The organism is Parasphingorhabdus sp. (genome assembly GCF_039968395.1).
Taxonomy (GTDB): Bacteria; Pseudomonadota; Alphaproteobacteria; order Sphingomonadales; family Sphingomonadaceae; genus Parasphingorhabdus.
Genome location: NZ_JBDVPV010000005.1, coordinates 261,965 through 279,671 on the forward strand (window position 1 = coordinate 261,965; position 17,707 = coordinate 279,671).

At 52.5% G+C, this 17,707-nt stretch carries 11 protein-coding genes and 1 tRNA gene; 7 read left to right on the forward strand and 5 right to left on the reverse strand.

The window, feature by feature from the left end; all coding sequences use genetic code 11:
• The first annotated feature begins 18 nt into the window (after positions 1–18).
• From ABJI30_RS11965 to ABJI30_RS11990, 6 genes are all read left to right on the forward strand, one after another.
• Complete coding sequence (locus ABJI30_RS11965) at positions 19–1,587, forward strand: wax ester/triacylglycerol synthase family O-acyltransferase (RefSeq protein ID WP_348016923.1); 1,569 nt, start codon at positions 19–21, stop codon at positions 1,585–1,587.
• An 82-nt stretch (positions 1,588–1,669) separates the two neighbouring features.
• Positions 1,670–3,148, forward strand: coding sequence for a DUF3336 domain-containing protein (locus ABJI30_RS11970; RefSeq protein WP_348025440.1), 1,479 nt, complete (start codon positions 1,670–1,672; stop codon positions 3,146–3,148).
• Positions 3,145–3,999 (forward strand): lysophospholipase, encoded by an 855-nt coding sequence (locus tag ABJI30_RS11975; protein ID WP_348016925.1) that lies wholly within the window; start codon positions 3,145–3,147, stop codon positions 3,997–3,999. The genes ABJI30_RS11970 and ABJI30_RS11975 overlap by 4 nt, the downstream gene beginning before the upstream one ends.
• A 31-nt stretch (positions 4,000–4,030) precedes the next feature.
• Positions 4,031–4,960, forward strand: coding sequence for an alpha/beta fold hydrolase (locus tag ABJI30_RS11980; protein WP_348016926.1), 930 nt, complete (start codon positions 4,031–4,033; stop codon positions 4,958–4,960).
• A 61-nt stretch (positions 4,961–5,021) separates the two neighbouring features.
• Positions 5,022–6,023 (forward strand): NAD(P)H-dependent glycerol-3-phosphate dehydrogenase, encoded by a 1,002-nt coding sequence (locus ABJI30_RS11985; protein WP_348016927.1) that lies wholly within the window; start codon positions 5,022–5,024, stop codon positions 6,021–6,023.
• 284 nt (positions 6,024–6,307) lie between these two features.
• Positions 6,308–7,261 carry a crotonase/enoyl-CoA hydratase family protein gene (locus tag ABJI30_RS11990; protein ID WP_348016928.1) on the forward strand — a complete coding sequence of 318 codons (954 nt, stop codon included), beginning with the start codon at positions 6,308–6,310 and terminating at the stop codon, positions 7,259–7,261.
• Here ABJI30_RS11990 and ABJI30_RS11995 read toward each other — a convergent pair.
• From ABJI30_RS11995 to putA, 3 genes are all read right to left on the reverse strand, one after another.
• Positions 7,248–9,854: an ATP-binding protein gene (locus tag ABJI30_RS11995; protein WP_348016929.1), complete on the reverse strand. Its 2,607-nt coding sequence runs from the start codon at positions 9,852–9,854 to the stop codon at positions 7,248–7,250. The two genes, ABJI30_RS11990 and ABJI30_RS11995, sit on opposite strands and share 14 nt — an antisense overlap.
• Positions 9,855–9,859: 5 nt before the next feature.
• On the reverse strand, positions 9,860–12,016 hold the full coding sequence (locus ABJI30_RS12000; RefSeq protein ID WP_348016930.1) for an EAL domain-containing protein: 2,157 nt from the start codon (positions 12,014–12,016) through the stop codon (positions 9,860–9,862).
• Between the two features lie 107 nt (positions 12,017–12,123).
• Positions 12,124–15,843: a bifunctional proline dehydrogenase/L-glutamate gamma-semialdehyde dehydrogenase PutA gene (gene putA, locus ABJI30_RS12005; RefSeq protein WP_348016931.1), complete on the reverse strand. Its 3,720-nt coding sequence runs from the start codon at positions 15,841–15,843 to the stop codon at positions 12,124–12,126.
• 105 nt (positions 15,844–15,948) lie between these two features.
• Between putA and ABJI30_RS12010 the strand changes: the two genes are divergently transcribed.
• Positions 15,949–16,431: an Lrp/AsnC ligand binding domain-containing protein gene (locus ABJI30_RS12010; protein WP_348016932.1), complete on the forward strand. Its 483-nt coding sequence runs from the start codon at positions 15,949–15,951 to the stop codon at positions 16,429–16,431.
• A gap of 5 nt (positions 16,432–16,436) precedes the next feature.
• Here the strand turns inward: ABJI30_RS12010 and ABJI30_RS12015 are convergent, their stop codons facing one another.
• Entirely contained in the window at positions 16,437–17,507 is a 1,071-nt protein-coding gene (locus ABJI30_RS12015) for a putative sulfate exporter family transporter (protein ID WP_348016933.1), read from the reverse strand.
• Positions 17,508–17,597: 90 nt separating this feature from the next.
• Positions 17,598–17,674, reverse strand: a tRNA-Pro gene (locus ABJI30_RS12020).
• Positions 17,675–17,707: the final 33 nt, after the last annotated feature.

Here is a 17,707-nt window from a genome sequence, read left to right on the forward strand (position 1 = left end):
CCGCGAGAGGAAATATTGATGACCGAGACAAGCGACGACCGGAATATCAATCAACTGAGTGCCCAGGATGCTCAGTTCTTGTATATTCAGTCCGCGACAAACCTGACCCACGTCATGGCGGTTTATATATATGATCCTTCCACTGCACCTGGGGGGAAAGTGCGGTTCAAGGATATTATCGAACATATGCGCAAACGCATGGCCGTCTCACCCATGTTCAAGCGGAAACTCTATCGTCTGCCGATGGATATCGATCATCCCTACTGGGTGGAAGACGAGCATTTTGATCTGGAAGCCCATATTTCGCACAGTCGGTTGCCGGAGCCGGGTGACTGGCGGCAATTTTGTATTCAGGTGGCGCGGCATCACAGCAAGCCGCTGGATATGAATCGGCCGCTCTGGGACATGTACGTTGTTGAAGGTCTGGACAATATTCCGGGCTATGCAAAAGGCAGCTATGCCATTTTGACCCGCATTCACCACTCTACGATTGATGGCGTATCCGGTGCCCATTTCTTCGCCGCAATCTCTGACAAGGACAACAAGGGCACGCCGGCAATTCCACTGCCAAAAGGCGAACCGGAAGCAAGCAGCCTGCCGACTGCAACCGAAATCCTGAACCGTGCCGTCAACAGTACCGTTACTTCGCCGGTGAAATTGGCGCAGGCGCTGATGAAATTTGCTCCTGCAATGCTGTCATCGGCACAGAAGAACATAACCAGTCGTTCGGACGAGAAGACCAGCGGCGTTCCCGAGACACGTTTCAATGGGCCGGTCACCCCGCACAAGATGTTTGATGCCGTGACTTTTGATCTGAATGAACTCAAGAAAATGCGGTTGAAGGTCGCGGATGCGACGATCAATGATGTCGTCCTTGCCATTTGCAGCGGCGCGTTGCGTCTCTATCTGACCAAACACAAGGAACTTCCAGCAGAGTCTCTGGTTGCGGTTGCACCGGTCAACGCGCGCAGCCGATCCGGCGAAGAATCGCAGCCCGGCAACAATATTTCCGCAATGACGATCAAGATATGGTCCGACATCGCCGATCCGATCGATCGACTGGAGGCGATAAGGGATACGACAAGAGATACAAAGGCTGCAAAATCGGGCCTGAGCGCGCGAATTATGACAGATCTCACCAAACATATTCCAGGTGTGACAATGGCTGGCGTCGCACGAATTCTGACCGATGAACGTTTCGCGCCCAAAATGAGCAACCTCATGGTTTCCAATGTGCCGGGGCCGCAAATTCCCTTGTTCATGAATGGTGCCAAGCTGACGCATCAATATGGTCTCGCGCCGCTCGCGCATGGAATGGGGCTGTTTATTGCGACCCCCAGCTATAATGGAACGATATCGTTCAGCATCATTTCTGACCGAAAGATCATGCCGGATATTGAGTTTTTCCGGGAATGTCTGCAAAAGAGTTTCGAAGAGCTACGTAACACGAAGCCGAAAAAGGGGGCAAAGGCGGCTAAGCCATTAAAACCGAAGGCCAAAAAGGCCGCGGAATCAGGCGATGCGGGAATAATGTACCGGCGTGTATCGAAAACACGGCGGACACCGAAACCGGGCAAAGCGAAATAAGGAGCGGAATAGTAACTGGTATCCCTCTTGCGGGTACTGCAGCAGGTCGCGTTTTGTCGACCGCAGATTGAGTGAGTAAAACATGATTTTGAACACAAGCCTGAAAATGGAAAAAGCAATGGGTCAGGCCCAGAGCTATTCCGAATGGTCTGATGCCGCAAAGGCTCATGATCGTTCAACTGGCGTTGATATTTGGCAAAAGTCAGATGAGAGCAAGCATTTCGACCATAAATCAATTCGTCGGCGATTGAAGCGACTTTCAAAATTATGGAAATCCCAGGATAATGCTGGCCTGCTTTATGCTCTGAACGAAGGCATACACGGCAATATGGATGGCATGGGTAATGTCCGTCTTCATCAAAAGGCCAAATTCGGTACCAAGCAGCTCATTCAGGACTATGTCGACGCGATTGTAAATTCGCTCGAATATCTGGCGAGCGACAAGGTCACTGACATCCCGTTTGAAGAGAAACTGGATTTCTTCCGCAGAGCGCAGCATTGTTATGGGCGCTCCGCTTTTTTGATGAGTGGTTCTGGCGCATTTCTCTATTTTCACATGGGTGTCGCCAAGGCGCTGTGGTCTGAAGGACTCCTGCCGCACATCATGTCGGGCTCAAGCGGTGGATCCGTGGTTGGCGCGTTGATCAGCACACATGTTGACGAAGATATCGAACCCTATTTTGAACCGGAAAATCTGGTTCTGGCAGAAGATCCTCCCGAAGCGGACGAGGGCGGCTTTGATCTGTTTGGCAGTTCCGGACGAATGAAAGCCTCGGAAATTGAAGCTCGGTTATCGGAAATGCTGCCCGATCTGACTTTCCAGGAAGCCTATGAGCTGACCGGTCGTCATCTCAACGTCTCCGTTGCACCGGCTGAAAAACATCAAACCTCGAGATTGCTCAATGCCATTGCGTCTCCGAATGTCTATATCCGGGAAGCGGTTATGGCATCCTGTGCGGTGCCGGGCGTTTATCCGCCCGTGACGCTGGCAGCGAAAGATCATACCGGCGCACGCGTTCCCTATTTGCCAAACCGCAAGTGGGTTGATGGCTCGGTGACCCATGATCTGCCGGCCAAGCGATTGGCGCGGCTTTACGGGGTCAATCATCATATTGTGAGTCAGGCTAACCCGCTGGTGACGCCCTTTGCGAGTGATGTCAGCCAGCAAAAGACCCCGATTGCGGCCATTCGCAATGCTTCAACGGCAACGATGAAGGCCTGGTTGAACGCCAATGTGTCGATCATGCAGAAACCATTGTCCTATTTCCCACGGTTGAACAGTCTCGCCAACATGACCTTGTCAGTGATCAACCAGGATTATACCGGTGATATCAATATCATTCGCCCGACAATGTTCTGGAGTCCCGCAAAATTACTGAGCAATTTGCCGATTGAGGACATCAGCGAGTTGATCGATCTCGGCGAACGGACGACCTGGCCAAAACTCGAAATGGTGCGGACACAGACGAAGATCAGCCAGACGCTCGATCGCATTTTGTTCGAGTATGAAACGGAACTGGCACATGACCACAATACGGCGATGAAGAGGAAGATCGCTTGATTCACAATGAAGGGACGCTGACTTTAACGGCGCCGTCCAAGGTCGCCGGGGCTCAGTTATACCGGCAGGACTGGCGACCCGAGGAGACGCCCAAAGCGGTCATATTGCTGGTCCATGGCTATGATGAGCATAGCGGCCGCTATCAGTATTTTGCCGAACATTGCGTGAAGCAAGGATTTGCAGTCTTTGCGCTGGACCATTGGGGGCACGGACAATCGGCTGGAACCAATGGCTTTGTTCCAAAATTCTCGGTCTATCACGACGGCCTCGAAACTCTTTTGCAGAGCATGCCGGATGATCTGGCCAGACTCCCGTTGTTTCTGGTTGGGCATAGCCTTGGTGGGTTGATCGCAAGCAGCTATCTCCTGAACAATCAGTCCCGGTTTGCTGGAGCGATATTGTCCGGACCTGCCATAAAGGCAGTCGAAGAACCTTCGGCTGTTTTGGTGGCGCTGAGCAAGACTCTTTCCGTGATCACGCCGAAAATGGGCGTCATCGGTCTTGATGCCAATGCCGTCAGCCGTGATCCTGAAGTGGTGGCAGACTATTTGGCAGATCCGCTGGTTTCCGGAAAAAAGATCAGCGCGCGTCTTGGTCTGGAAATGATGAAGACGATGGATATGGTACAACAAAATGCTGCGAAAATCAGTATTCCGATGTTGTTGCTGCATGGCGGTAAAGACAGTCTGGCGGCGCCCGAGGGATCTGTTTTTCTGGAACAGAATATTTCGTCCACCGAGAAACAATTGAAGATTTATCCAGAGCTTTTTCACGAGATTTTCAATGAACCGGAAAAAGACGCCGTGCTTTCGGACATGACAATCTGGATGGACAAGATATTGAAGCTGTAAATCAAGCAGCCGCGAATAGGGGAATTTCGAAATGATGACAGTGCTTTATCTGTTGGTGGCAGTGATCGCTGCTTTGATGATTTTCTATTTCGCGTTTCCGCAGGTGCTATACGATTTCTTGCGCAATCAATTGCGTCGTCGCGGCGGCATGGTGCAAAAATCTGTGCAGGTCGGCGAGCATGTCTGGCCTTATCTCGAGGGCGGGCCAGCGGATGGTGTTCCTGTGGTCCTATTGCACGGCTTTGGCGGTGACAAGGATAACTGGTCGATCTATGCGCCGCAGATTACCAGGAAGCACCGGCTGATCTCACCGGATTTACCCGGTTTTGGTGAAAATGACCGGTCGCTTGATCGCGACTATGACGTTGCAACACAGTCCCATCGCCTCGCACAGTTTCTGGAGGCGCTGGGCATTACGAAATGTCATTTGGGCGGGAACAGCATGGGCGGCTTTATTGCGTTGCAATTTGCCCTTGAATATCCCGATATGCTGGCATCCATGACCCTGTTCAACAATGCCGGTGTCGTCGGGGATGACAAGAGCGAGTTGCAGGTTGCTGCTGAAAAAGGCGAGAATGTTCTGGCTTTGCAGACACTGGACGATGCCGAACGCCTTATGAAGTTTGTCGCCTACAAGCCGGTCGTGATGCCGGGGCAGTTCCGCAAAATATTCTTTGAAGAAGCGAATGCACACAAGGAATTGCTCGACAAGATATTCTGGCAGATTGCAGGGTCTGGAATTGAACATCCGCTCAACGACCGCTTGAACGAGGTTCAGGCACCGACATTGATCATATGGGGGCGTCATGACAGGCTCATTGATGTTAGCTGTGTCGCGGTTATGGAGAATGGCATTGGCAACAGTGAAGCGGTGATATTTGAAGAAACCGGCCACATTCCCATGATCGAAAAGCCCAAAGAATCTGCCGCCGTGCATCTGGCTTTTCTTGCCAAACACTGAAAACCTCTTCAGTCTGAAGTCTTGAAGTTCCGCAAAGGAACCAGATTGAGGGGAATTCAAGATGAAACTGCGCGTGGGATTACTGGGTGGAGGTTCCTGGGGGACGACTGTTGCTTCGCTCGTTTCGCGAAATGCGCCGATCAAAATATGGGCCCGCGATGCGGAAACTGTTGCCGATATCAACGACAATCACCGCAACAGCAAATATCTGCCGGACAGTGAATTGCCGGAAGCATTGCAGGCGACCTCCGATCTCGGCGAGGCGGTTGCTGATGCAGATGTGCTGGTCATGGGTATTCCGTCCAGCAATTTCCGGTCTGTTCTCGAAGATGCCCGGCAATATTTGCGCCCGTGGGTTCCGGTGATCAGCCTGACAAAAGGCCTGGAACTCTCCACCGGAAAGCGGATGACCGAAGTTATTGAAGATGTCCTTCCGGGACACCCGGTCGGTGTCCTGACCGGCCCCAATCTCGCACGGGAAATCATGGCGGGGCAGGCTGCTGCCAGTGTAATTTCCATGGAAGATGAGATTATCGTCAAGCAGTTGCAGCAACTTTTCCATTCGGGATTGTTCCGGGTTTATACCAATACGGATCTGCTCGGTTGCGAGCTTGGCGGGGTGCTGAAGAACATCATCGCAATTGCGGTTGGCATGGGCGATGGACTGGGAGCGGGTGACAATACCCGGTCAGCGCTGATTACCCGCGGCCTTGCCGAAATCACGCGTCTGGGTGTCGCCATTGGCGGCAAGCCAGAGACCTTTGCCGGTTTGACCGGGATGGGCGATATGATCGCAACCTGCACTAGTCCGCTCAGCCGGAACCGGCATGTGGGTGTCGAACTCGGCAAGGGTCGGAAGATTGATGATATTATCGATGAAATGCTGATGGTCGCCGAAGGCGTCAAAAGTGCGCCGACAGTGATGGCGCTGGCGAAAAAATACGATGTCGCCATGCCCATCGCAGAGGATGTATTTGAAGTGACCAAAGGCAACAGATCGGCCGTTCGCGCCTATCGCGGATTGATCAGCGCATCTGCCGGCGCCGAATCCGAAGCGGGATAAAAACTGGAAACATCTGATACCGGTTGCTCCCTATGTGACCGCTAAAGCCAAGATCAATGGCGCAAAGCAATGGCCCATTCTGGGCTTTTTAACCTTTTTGAGCGGGTATTTTTTTGCCTAACTGACGAAAAGATAAGAATATTATCGAGTCAATTAAGCACATTAGTTAAAACTTGCGGTTTTCCTTGCTTCTTTACGGGGCACTCCATAAAATTCTCTTCCAAGCATACCGGGAAATGTTACGCCGAAGTACAGGTAAACATCCCATCATGTGGAGAGTTAGTATGGAATTTCGTAGTCGGGCGGCGAATGATGCAGAACGGGACCTGGTTCTCGGTGCAGCGGATCCATTGATCCAGTCAGATCCCGTTTACGGTTCCGATATTCTCGACAAAAAATTCAAGGAAATCGAACTGCGTTTTGATCGCTCGGATCAAATCTTCTGGTGTTTCATGAACCAGAAATCACGTCCGAGCTACACCTATGAACTCGGCGACGAGATCCAGTCGGTTCAAGACTGGATCAATACAAATTACGGTTTTGATGTCACCAACCGGCACGACCCGTTGCGGTATTTTGTCTGTGGTTCGCGCACACCGGGAATTTATAACCTGGGCGGAGACCTGAAACATTTCGCCGATTGTATCCGTCGTCGCGATCTGGGTGCATTAAAAAAATATGCGCGAACCTGCGTGCACATGCAACATGCCAACAGCACCGGTTTTGGTGCACCGATTATCACCATGGCGCTGGTTCAGGGCGATGCGCTCGGCGGCGGTTTCGAACACGCCTTGGCTTTTGATATTATCGTTGCCGAAAAAAGCGCACGTCTCGGATTGCCCGAGATTTTGTTTAATCTGTTCCCCGGCATGGGTGCCTATAGTTTCTTGAGACAGCGGCTTGGACGGCAGGACACGGAACGCTTTATTCTGGAAGGCAAGCTGTTTTCCGCAGAAGAACTGCATGAGATGGGTGTAGTCGATATTCTCACCGAAGACGGGATGGGTGAAGCTGCGATAATCGATTACACCAGACAGAATCAGAAACGTTTCCACGCGGAGCGAGCGGTGTATCGTGCCCGCAAAATTTCAGACCCGGTCAGCCTCGATGAACTTCTGGAAGTGACGGATATGTGGGCTGAAACAGCTTTGTATCTCGAAGAGGCGGATGTCAGAAAGATGGAGCGCCTCGCGCTCGCTCAGGAACGTCGGATTCAGCGGTCACTCAAGCTCGTTTAGTTTGGATTTCACCCGAACTGTTGGCTGAAGGCTGGTCAGTTCCCGACTTGATATTTGACGCATTTGCAAAATAAGCGGTGATCTGATCCACTTCCGTTTTTACGCGATCAAGATGTTCCACAGCATATCCAGCAAAATCAGGTTCGGAAATAACTTCCAGTCGTCCGCAGATTTTGGACAATGCGACGGCTCCGACATTATTTGCGCCGCTCTTGAATGCATGGGCGTGGAACCGGAATTCCTCAATATTGCGGGTCGTCACCGACTGTTCCAGTGCTGCCATGATCGACGCTGCATCTTCCAGATATGCATCGATAATGGATTGTACGAAATCATCATCACCGATCGACCGCAGATATTCCAGCTGGGTGGGATCAATCGATGATTCCGCCATCTTGTTCGAAATGCCGCTGATGTTGGTGACCGTGCTGAATGGATCGATACCCTGTTCGGCCACGGGAACCGGCATGTTGCTTTTTGTCAGTTTGGATATTGTATCGAGCAACGGACCGGCTTCAACCGGTTTCGTCAGACGCAGATCCATTCCGGCGTCGAGACATTTTTTCTCGGTTTCATCGGTCGAATCCGCGGTCAAGCCGATCATCGGCAGATGCGCGCGCGATCCTTCTATCTGACGCCAAAGCTTGCAGCATTCGATACCGCCGATTTTCGGCATGTTGACATCAAGGAACACGATATCAAAGCTGCCGTTTTCAAGTTCCTCGAGCGCCCGTTCGCCATCAGGGACGACCGACACGATATGTCCTGCATTGGTCAGAATGGTTTCCAGAACCATCTGGTTGGTGCGATTGTCGTCAGCCACAAGAATGCGCTGCGGGGGAGACTCAACAAACGGACTGTCGGGAACGCCTTCGTTTTTCAGGCTCTTGTTGAACGAACAGCCGATTTGGATGACACTTCTGATGGCATCGAAATCAGGGCTCGACGGCAGAGCTGATGCAAATGCCGCCCGTAACTCCAGTTCTCCCAGGCTCTTCGCGTCATTGCCGGACAGAAGGACCGGCGGAAGTTTTGCCTGTTGAAACACGGACCAGAGCGGAGAATCTTCTTCATTCTGCTCTGCGAGCTGGTCATCGATGATGGCCAGATCATAGACCGAGAGATCCTGAGCGCTCGCCAATTGGTCGACCTTGTCTTCGGATGTGCACCGGATGTGATCGATTGATATGTCTGTGTTCTGAGTATCACTGATAACCGGAGGCTGGTCTGCAAAGCCCAATGACAAAATCCTGACGTGATCATCGCCGGTTTCCTGTGCAGTATCTTCTTCCGCAAAGTCAATCGGGCAGGAGAGGGTGAAGGTGCTGCCCGCGCCCAATTCGCTCGCCAGGGTGACATCGCCGCCCATTTGCTGGGCAAGCTGGCGACAAATTGCCAGTCCCAGTCCCGTTCCTCCAAATTTACTGACAACAGAATCGTCGGCTTGCTGGAAGACTCCAAAAATCTTTTCCTGCGATTCCTTGGCAATACCAGGTCCGGTGTCAGTGACCGAGCACCACAAGTTCGTGCCTTCCCTGTCATCTTCATATCCGCATTTCAGCAGGATATGACCGCTTTCCGTAAACTTCACTGCATTGCTGGTGAGGTTGATCAATATGTTGCGGATATGGTCGACCTGGCCTGATGCGATACGGTCGCTCATGGCTTCGGCCTGCAGATGAATTTTGAGATCTTTTTCTTCCGCCGCGATTTGCATGATATCCCGGACATCACTCATCACATTGACGATCGAGAAATCGACCGGTTCAGGCATTTCCTCTTGTGATTCCGATTTGGCAAAGCTCAGCAGCTGGTTGATCAGGTGCAGCAGATGCCGTCCAGCGGAGACGCTGGTTCCGATCATTTGTTGCTGATTTTCAGGCATTTTCATGCCGAGCAAGTGCGTTCCGTAGCCAATGATGGCGTTAAGCGGCGTCCGCAACTCGTGACTTATGCTGGCCAGGAACAGGCTTTTGGCCTTGTTCGCCGCTTCAGCTTCTTCCTTGGCCTGAGACAGTTTTGTAATCAGCGTCGAGCAATAAGACGGGATGACCGCGAGGCCGATGAGCAAGCCAATCGCAAGGGAACTGTTTTCCTGCCAGTAAGTGACATTATATATGGTCCAGCCAAAGGAGACGGTGGCGAGAGCGGTTGCGACAAAAAGCCAGCGGATACCGAACCGGAAACCATAGCCGAGAATGACCCAAAGATAGATGGGATAGAGCGCGGCCACACTGGCGCCGCCAATGTGAAACAGATAGGTGCCCGCGCCGAAATCATTGACAATGCCCGCCAGGCGCCGGACGGTGCTGGGACGCCGGTCAAACCGATAGGCAATTGCAATCATCAAACTGACCATGAAATGCATTTGCAACGCAAACATGATTTGCGGGCCGCCCTCCATATACCAGGCAATGGCCGAGGTGATAATGATCAGAACGATCCGGTTGAGAATCATCTCATGCTCGCGATCCTGGGCATGTCCGATCGCGCCGTGATGATGGCCATGACCCTTGTGGCCCTTATGACCCTTGTGGCGATGTGAATGATGTTTGCCGCTTTTCCCCGAACCGGCATGTTTGTTGGTCAACATGATGATCAGCTTCCAGCTGTCCGTGTCGAGCCAATGGCCTTGTTCTGGAAAAGCTTTGGCAAGTCTTCAGCGCGCTGAGGGCGTGCGATTTTGAAGCCCTGGATTTCATCGCAACCGGAAACACGCAGAAGATCGAGCTGGGCGTCATTTTCAACACCTTCCGCAATAACCCGCATATCCAATGCGTGGGCAAGGTGGGCAATGGTTCCGATTATCGCGCGGTCGGCAGCAGAATGCTCAATGCGGGAAATAAAAGTCCGGTCAATTTTCAGGCAATTGGCCGGCAAGTCTCTCAAATATTGCAAGGAAGAATAGCCGGTGCCGAAATCGTCAATTGAAATTCCAACGCCCGCTTTCCGCAATCTGTTGAGCGTCCGGCTGACGCGCGCGTTATTGTCGAGCAGCAGTTCTTCCGTGATCTCGACAACGATTTTGGAAGGATCAATGCCGTTTGCTTTGATATTCTTGAGCAATTCCTCGCAGACATTCTGGTTCTGGAACTGGCGTGGTGATACGTTAATGGCCACACGCGGCAAGATCACGCCTTGCTCGGCAGAGGTTCTGATTTGGCGACATACTTCTGCAATGACCCATTTGCCCAAAATGTCCATCAGCCCGGTGTCATCCGCAACCTGAATGAAATCTGCGGGAAGCAGCCGTCCCTTGGTGGGATGATCCCACCTGATCAATGCTTCGAGACCGGCATAATCCAGTGTTTTGGCATCGACAATTGGCTGATATTCCAAAGCAAATTGTTTTTGGCTGATCGCGTCGCGCAGTTCATTTTCCAGTGCGGCATTGGCCTGGGCGATCTGATTCATGCCTTCAGAGAAGAAGCGATGACAGTTGCGACCATTTGCCTTGGCGTCATACATGGCAAGATCAGCCATTCTCAGCAATTCTTCATATTCATCGCCGTCGCCTGGTATCAGGCTGACACCAATAGATGCCCCGATGACCTGATCGACACCGCTGATTGAATAGGGTTCGTTGATCGCTGTCAGAATTTTGGTGCAACGCGAGTTAATCGATTCTGCACCGCTGATATTGTTGAGGATGATGGCAAATTCGTCACCGCCAATGCGCGCGGCAAAATCATTCGGACCGATGATCTGGGTGAGGCGCTCGGCGACTTCCCGCAACAGCGTATCTCCGGTATGATGGCCGCGTGTGTCGTTAATGACCTTGAACCGATCCAGATCGAGCAGAAGCAGAGCGGCTTCTTCTTCACCGCTGCTGCAGGTTTTGACCGCCTTTCGCACTTTTTCTGCGAGCAGGACACGATTGGGCAGGCCGGTCAGCATGTCATGCAGTGCAAGATGCGTGCGATGTTCTTCTGCGAATTTGCGGGCCGTAATATCAACGGCTGTCGTCAAAACGCCTATCGTCTCGCCGTTATGATTGAGAAGGGGAGACTTGTTGCAATGGAAGATCAGATCGACCCCGTCGCTGGTAAATTTTTCTTCGTAATGCGGAATGGCCTGACTGGATTTCAGAACTATCCCGTTGCGACGATCTGAATTCCGCTTGAGTTGCGGTTCCAGAAACGCGCTGAATTCGCGGCCAACCATTTCGTCCGGTGTCTTGTCGAACAGGGCAGACTGATAAGCGTTGGTAAACAGACATTTTCCCGAACGATCAGTCGCGTTGATCATGATGGGGATCGTATCAATAATCTGTTCCAGCATGCTTTTGCCCGCAACCGGATCCTGGCTCTGTTCTTCGGATACTGCGGCATGCTTGCGTTCGATCTGTGAGGCACGTTGTCTCAGATTGACGCTTTTTTCGCTCTTGGAGAGCAAGGACATGGCGCGATTGCAAAATTCGACATGTGAAACCGGGCTTTGCAGAAAGTCGGTTGCTCCGGCGTCAAGCGCCGAAAGGCGGCATTCCCGGTCCTGATGTGCGGTGATCACGATCGCCGGAACGTCGCCGCCCGTGGCCATGGACCTCACTTTTTTAATGAATTCCGCACCGTTCATTTGCGGCATGCGATAGTCGACAATCAGCAGATCTGCACTGTTGTGATGCAGCCATTCCAGCGCCTCCACAGGGTTCGCAAACGTAACGGCAGAGTATTTCTCTCCCATTATCGTCACAAACTGGGCATAAATCCGCAGATTTGTAGGCCGGTCATCGACAATCAGAACGCGCGTGGTCATATATCCGCACTACAAGCTGATAATCAAAATAAGGTTAACATCATCTTGGCAATATTCGGCATCGTTTTTGGCAGTTTACCAACGATTTCGAGACTTTTGGAAAATTGTCATGCATTCAGCAGGGTCACATCTCCACCCGCGGCAGCGATATTGTCGGTGATCGTTTTCTCGTGAACATACCGATCCCAGGAGGCGGTGGAGCTAAGTATCGGGATGATCGCGCCCGCCCTTTTTGCCAAAATGTTTCCCGCTTCGGGAAGCGTGATATCATCCTCATCCATGACGACTGCGCTTGCTTCCGGCAAGTTGAGGACATCGGATAACTGCTGGTTTTTCGGGATTTTCATGGCCTGTACCAGATTGGAAACACCCGTGATCCTGGTCAGTGTCGCATTGATGCGCGCGACATCCAGCATTTGATCATCGCGTGAGAGCTGAATGACGCTGTTTCCGGTAATGACTGCACGAACACAGGCGCGCAGCGCGGTTTCAGAATTGCCGAGCAACAACAGAATGATTCCGCGCCCCTCAAGCGTATATGCGTTGGTTTCGCCGGCTGGAGAGGGAAGCGCGCATTCTGTCGCAATAAAAGCTTGAAATGGTTCCAGCTCTTCCCGGATGATCGCGGCCAGTTGTGTGTCAGGATCCGCAGCCGCAGCCGTGAGCATCTTGCGGACTGAAAATGACTGTTTCAGCTTTTTTTGCGCCTTTTCAGCGATGATCAGGTCGGGCGACCCAGGTTGGGAAGCCTTAGCCGGCGCGCTGTCTGCCTGATCAGGGGGTTCCAGAGAGTCAGTCTGTTTGGGCAGATTTAATTTGCTGAGCCGGTTGAGATAAAGCGGTCCGCCTGCTTTTGGCCCGGTGCCCGACAATCCGTTTCCACCAAAAGGCTGTACACCGACAACAGCGCCAATTTGATTGCGGTTGATATAGATGTTCCCGACATTTGCTTCATGGGCCATGGTGTTACAACTATTGTCGATACGACTTTGTATTCCCATCGTCAGCCCATAGCCGCTGGCATTGATCTGTTCGACCAACATGTCCCTGTCGCGCGCCTTGAACCGGACAACATGCAAGACGGGCCCAAAAATTTCCCGATCGAGGTCGCTGAATTCGTTCAACTCGAACGCTGCAGGTGCAACGTAAAATCCGTCGGGAATATTGCCGGACGGGGTCGATCCGATCCGTTTTGCTATCTGGTCCAGTCGATCCACGTGATCTTGAATATTCTGACGCGCAGTCTGATCAATAACTGGGCCGACATCAATATCAAGACGATTGGGGTCCCCCATCGTCAGCGCATCCATCGCCCCGCTCAGCAGGTCGATCATGTTATCCGCAATATCGTCCTGCACGCATAATATGCGCAACGCCGAACATCGCTGACCTGCGCTTTGGAAAGCAGATGAAATCACCGCATCAACCGTCTGTTCCAGCAGAGCGGACGAATCAACTATCATGGCATTAATGCCGCCGGTCTCGGCGATTAACGGTGCCATCGAACGGCCGGTCTCGGCCAGTCTGGACGCAATTCGCTTTGCGGTGGCTGTGGACCCGGTGAAGCAAACAGAAGCAGTCAACGGATCAGCAACCAGCGTTTCGCCGATTGATTTTCCATCTCCGGGTACGAACGCAATAGCCCCGCCATCTACTCCGGCATCAAGCAGAAGTCTGATCGCTTCCGCCGCGATCAACGGCGTCTGCTCGGCAGGTTTGGCCACGACGCTGTTCCCGGCAGCCAAAGCCGCAACCACCTGGCCGAGGAATATCGCCAGCGGAAAATTCCACGGAGAAATACAGGCAACCACACCGAGGCCGGTTCGATCCGAAAAACTGTCAGTCAGGATCCGGCCGGCATAGTAACGACAGAAATCGACTGCCTCACGTACTTCGTCTACCGCGTCGCTCCAGGTTTTTCCGGCTTCCTTAATCGCGAGAAAGTGAAAAATGGCCGCGCGTTCTTCGAGCAGGTCGGCAGCATGATTGAGAATGTCAGCGCGTTCCTTGACTGATCTTCCGGACCAGACCGGAAATGTATGATGCGCAACTCTTATCGCCTTTTGTGCGGTCGCGACATCTGCGGGCACAATTTGTCCGATGATTTGTGACAATTCTGCCGGATTGCAAATATTGCTTGCGATTCCATCCTGATCAATCCCGTCGATAATCGGACCGGCGCGATGCTGTTTGCCTGCAGCTTTCGCGAGGCCACGTTCAAAACTGCGGCATTTTAACGGGTTGGATAAGTCCCAGCCTTCAGCACCAGACCGTTTTTTGCCAAGATAGTCCCGAGGTGCGGGGATATTGGCATTCTGTTTTGCGGGCAGCCGGGCAAGCGTCGAGACCGGACCCTGGGACAGGGTTGACGCTTGATAAGCGGGATCCGCCAGTTTGTTCACAAAAGAACTGTTCGCGCCATTTTCCAGCAGCCTGCGGATCAAATAGGACAACAAGTCCTTTTGTGTGCCGACCGGGGCATATATCCGGCTGGTTGTTTCCGGATCAGACAATATCGTATCGTGCAGCTGCTGGCCCATGCCGAACAATCGTTGAAATTCCATCGGTCGATCATCGCCGACCAATTCCCGAATTGCGGAGACGCTATGGGCGTTATGGGTCGCAAATTGCGGGCTGAACCGGTCGGGATGGGCAAGCAATTTTCTCGCGCATGCCAGGTAGCTCAGGTCGGTCATTTCCTTGCGTGTGTAAACGGGATAGCTTTCCAGTCCCAATTCTTGGGCCCGTTTGATTTCGCTGTCCCAATAGGCGCCTTTGACCAGCCTGACAAACAGCGGGGCGCCGAGCCTCGCAGCCTGATGCTCCAGCCAGTTCAGCAAGGGCAGGGCGCGGCGTTGATAAGCCTGCACAACAAAGCCCAGTCCATGCCAGCCTTGCAACTCCGGTTGTGCAATCAGGGAGGCAAGCACGTCCATCGAGATGTCCAGTCGTTCGCATTCTTCAGCGTCAATTGTGATCTGGACATTGGCTTGCCGCGCTTTGACCGCGAGCGGCACAAGCATCTCGACAATCTTCGTTACAACATGGCTTGCCTGGGCGAATTCATAGCGAGGATGAAGGGCGGAAAGCTTGATCGAGATACCGTGATTTTGGCGCGGATTTTCTGATCGGGCATTGACAGCAACTTTGTCGAGCGCAGCCACATAAGCGGCATAATAGGCTTGTGCATCGGATTGCGTTCGCGCAGCTTCTCCAAGCATGTCGAACGAAAACAGATAACCATTCTTTCCGTATTGTTCTGCACGTTTCAGCGCCTGATTAAGGCTTTCTGCAAATACAAACTGGGAAGATAATGCGCGCACAGCAATCCGGGTGCCGATGCGTATGGCGCTGTTTCCCAGTCGGGCAATCCCGCGTGTGAGGGGTGATCTGGCCTGGTGTGACCAGCGCAGCCATTTGTCTGTCGCATGCAATGCACGACCGGCCAGGCTCATTGTCAGGGAGTGTCCTGCACCGCTGTGTGACAACCAGTCGCGCCCCGAAATCTTGTCCCGAATCAAATCATCTGCAGTGTCTGAATCGATTGTTCGGGACAGCGCTTCTGCCAGTCGCATCAACTGGACGCCTTCTTCGTTGGACAACCCGTATTCAGTCAAAAACTGATCGATCAGCAACCGGCCATGATCCGCCCGTAGTTTTTCAATCAACACGGTGCTCTTGTCGGAGATTCGGCTCCAGCCAATGTCGCTCAAAGCAAGAGTATCGGAGAGGATTTCGAACAACTCGTTTTCTGCGCGCCAGGTTGCTGCGGCAACAAGGTCTCTGAGTTTCGCGTCTTGCGAATCTATGTTGCGATGCTCGTTCATTGTCCAAAATTATCAGAAACAATCGGGCTGATCATATCATATACTGGTAATTTACAGGAAAATGTCCTAATTGATGAGTATAAAATGGCTTTAATGGACTATATTATGACAGAAGACAGGATTTTGGACAAGTTTGACTGGCGCATACTGGATGCGGTGCAGGCCAATGGCAAAATGTCGCTGGCGGAGCTTTCCGAGCATATCGGCCTGTCGAAAACCCCGTGCCAGATCCGGCTTAAACGATTGGAAGAAGAAGGGTATATTACCGGTTATCATGCGCGCTTGAACATGCGGTTGATCCGCAAAAACTATGTCGTGTTCATTCAGGTGAAGCTCGAGGCGACGAGCCGCCATCACCTTGACAAGTTCAATCAGGCCGTCCGGAAAATGGATGCCATTCAGGCCTGCCACATGATGGCTGGCGGGTTTGACTATCTGCTCAAAGTACGGTGCCGAAACATGGAGGAATATCGGGTCATACTGACCGATGATATCAATGATCTGCCCGGCGTGTATCAGACCACCACGTTTCCCGTGATGGAAGAAGTGAAGCGGGCAGTGGGGGTCGACTTGTCTGCCCAGGTTTGAGGATATTAGATCACAGCGAACAACATTGCGAGCATGAAGGCAGTCAGCGTCGTCGCGACTATCGGTCCAAAACAACGCCAGCCATGCGCCAGCAGGCCGCTCATGTTCGATTTTACGGCAGCCGCCACGACAGCGAACAACAGGCACGCCTGAGCCGCAGTCGAACCAATGGATGTGACAGGTTCCGGAATTTGAACAAAGGTGTTCACACCGACAAGGATCAGGAAGCCGACAATGAACCAGGGGATGGCTTGACGAAAGGTGATGCCGCTGCCTTGTGAACCGGCATCCCGAACATTGGACCTCGACAGGACGATCGACACGATGATGAGAATGGGTGCGAGCATCGCCACCCGCGACAGTTTGACGATCGTCGCAACTTCACCCGCATCGTTCGAATAGGAGAAACCTCCGCCAATGGCCTGTGCGACATCATGGATGGATGCGCCGATCAGAAATCCGGCTTGAACGTCAGTAAACCCGAGAAACGCAGCAATGGTTGGATAGAACGACATTGCGAAAGCACTGGCCAGGGTAATACCCAGCAAAACGATGGTGAATTGCGACTGATCCAGCCGGCGCGTGCCGATAATGCTCCACAGCGCAAGGGCGGCGGATGCGCCGCAAATGGCGGTGGCGCCGCCGGCCAGCAGTCCGAACATGACATCCTGCCGGAACAGTTTTGCAGAAACCACGCCGACCAGAATGACAGCGGCCATTATCACGATCAGCGAGATAAAGGGCGTGATGCCGAGGCCGGCAATCTGCGAGAATGTGATGCGCAGCCCGATCAGGACAATCCCGCATCGCAGCAATGTCTGTGAAGCAAAATCCAGTCCCGGCAACAGTTTCTCGTTGGCATTGACGAAATTGAGGGCGAGCCCGATCAGCAATCCCATCAGGATAACCGGCGGGCCATAATGTTCGCTGAGCCAGAGCGCGGCCAGAGCAATGACGCCGACCAGAGCCAGTCCGGGCACAATCGAGAATAATCCTCGCTTGGGATCAGGTTCGGAAAGCTGCAGCTCGCCATATAGGTCGGCTGCCATTGGTAACTTGCGTTGTGGCTCAGTCAATTTCCATCACTTTCCCCATCGCAATGGAATTGTGCTTGAGCGACCTTATCTTTTGAATCATGCTTTTCCAATAGCATAAAGCTGCAAATATGGTCGGGAAGAGAGGATTCGAACCTCCGGCCCCTGACTCCCGAAGGCAGTACTCTACCAGGCTGAGCTACTTCCCGAATATGTTCCGGTGTAAAATGCGTGGCAACAGT

Coding starts and splice junctions, on each gene's coding strand:
- ABJI30_RS11965 (WP_348016923.1), top strand. CDS start 19: ATGACCGAGACAAGCGACGACCGGAATATCAATCAACTGAGTGCCCAG.
- ABJI30_RS11970 (WP_348025440.1), top strand. CDS start 1,670: ATGATTTTGAACACAAGCCTGAAAATGGAAAAAGCAATGGGTCAGGCC.
- ABJI30_RS11980 (WP_348016926.1), top strand. CDS start 4,031: ATGATGACAGTGCTTTATCTGTTGGTGGCAGTGATCGCTGCTTTGATG.
- ABJI30_RS11985 (WP_348016927.1), top strand. CDS start 5,022: ATGAAACTGCGCGTGGGATTACTGGGTGGAGGTTCCTGGGGGACGACT.
- ABJI30_RS11990 (WP_348016928.1), top strand. CDS start 6,308: ATGGAATTTCGTAGTCGGGCGGCGAATGATGCAGAACGGGACCTGGTT.
- ABJI30_RS11995 (WP_348016929.1), bottom strand. CDS start 9,854: ATGTTGACCAACAAACATGCCGGTTCGGGGAAAAGCGGCAAACATCAT.
- ABJI30_RS12000 (WP_348016930.1), bottom strand. CDS start 12,016: ATGACCACGCGCGTTCTGATTGTCGATGACCGGCCTACAAATCTGCGG.
- putA (WP_348016931.1), bottom strand. CDS start 15,843: ATGAACGAGCATCGCAACATAGATTCGCAAGACGCGAAACTCAGAGAC.
- ABJI30_RS12010 (WP_348016932.1), top strand. CDS start 15,949: ATGACAGAAGACAGGATTTTGGACAAGTTTGACTGGCGCATACTGGAT.